Consider the following 1,460-nt stretch of genomic DNA (forward strand, 5'->3'; position numbering starts at 1 on the left):
CCAGCCGGGCAGGCGGTGGTAGAACGTGCGGATCACCGCGACCTGACCGGCGCCCAGTGTGCCCTGGCGTTGGGCGGCCGCGGTGGCGGCCAAAGCGGGTGGGATGGGTTCGCCGGTCAGGCCGTGGCGCGGGCCCAGATCGCGTGCCTCGTTGAGGCGCCGGGCGGCTTCGCTGCGGCTGATCAGCGTGGCCTCGGCGATGGCATGGCCCACTGTGCCGCCCAGCTCGAGGGAAGGGGCTTGGCGGGCCAGGGAATTGATCAGCGGATGCTCGACGGCCGGGATGCGCCGGCGCTGCTTTTCGCAGCGCTCCAGTGCCGCCAGCTGTTGCTGCGGGTTCAGCGCCTCGAAGTTCAGCGCACAGGCGCGATCCCAGGCGGCATCGACCGCATCGAACACCGCCTCGACATCCTGCTGCTCACTCACACCGTCAAACTAGCCACACCCACCGACAAAAAGCCGCCAAATGTAACGGTTGAAACAGAAGTGGCGCAAGATGTTTCGCTAGAAATCCAGGCCCGAGAACATCATCCGGTTGGGATCGTACTTCTGCCGGACGGTGGTCAGCCGCGGCAGGTTCGAGCCGTAATAGCGGGCCGGCGTGGGGTTGGGCTCCAGGTAGTTGACATAGCCGCCGACCGAGAACTGTTGCACCGCCTGGTGTGCGCTGCCCACCCAGGTGGTCGCGGCGCCGACCTGGTTGCCGGCGGGCTCGACATACCACTGCACCACCGCGGACTGATTGCGCCACGGGAACGCGGTGTCACCCGGCGCCATGTCGGCCACCGCGCCACCGAGCGGATCGATCAGGACCGAGGCCTGTCCCGCCCCCGAGGCCGGCCACTGCCCGGCCGCGGTCGCAATGGCATGGGCCGCAGCCGAAGTCATCGGGCCGATCACGTCAGACCCGGCCACGAAGCCGCGCGCCGGGCTGGTCCCGCTGCCCCCGGCCAGATAGGTGACCAGGTCCATGTGGCTGAGCGTCTTGTTGGTCACCGCACTGGGCGCCAGTCCCACCGCCGACTTGAGGGCGTCCACCACAGCGGAGCCGGTGCCGGACGGAGCTGTCGCCAGCACATGGCAATTCGCCTGCGCCGAACCGACCGACAGGTCGACCATCCCCCAGGTGTTGCGGTCGGCACCCGCCAGCCAGGACTGCCAGCCGGTGAGCACCTGCACCGCCGACGACGGCGGAAAGTCCAGCCGCACCAGGTCGCTGTCGGCGGTGGCGAAGGTCGCGAACGTCATCGAGGTCGTCACGCCGAAGTTCCCGCCGCCGCCACCGCGCAACGCCCAGAACAGATCCGGGTTGTCGTTCGCCGACGCGGTGACCACGTCGCCGCTGGGCAGCACCACCGTCGCGGACTGCAACGCGTCGCAGGTGAGCCCGGCGCGCCGGGCGTCCGGCCCCCCCCCCCCCCCCCCCCCCCACCCCCCCCCCCCCCGCCCCCCCCCCCCCC

2 protein-coding genes are annotated in these 1,460 nt (G+C 70.6%); both read right to left on the reverse strand.

Annotation, left to right across the window (positions count from 1 at the left end):
* The coding region (locus A5732_RS07850) for a DUF222 domain-containing protein (protein WP_142256572.1) at positions 1 to 426 on the reverse strand (426 nt) is incomplete at its 3' end.
* Between the two features lie 78 nt (positions 427 to 504).
* Positions 505 to 1,371 carry a BBE domain-containing protein gene (locus A5732_RS07855; protein ID WP_253189023.1) on the reverse strand — a complete coding sequence of 289 codons (867 nt, stop codon included), beginning with the start codon at positions 1,369 to 1,371 and terminating at the stop codon, positions 505 to 507.
* Between the last annotated feature and the right edge of the window lie 89 nt (positions 1,372 to 1,460).

Origin of the sequence: Mycobacterium colombiense (assembly GCF_001953985.1) — a bacterium.
Lineage (GTDB): Bacteria > Actinomycetota > Actinomycetes > Mycobacteriales > Mycobacteriaceae > Mycobacterium > Mycobacterium colombiense_B.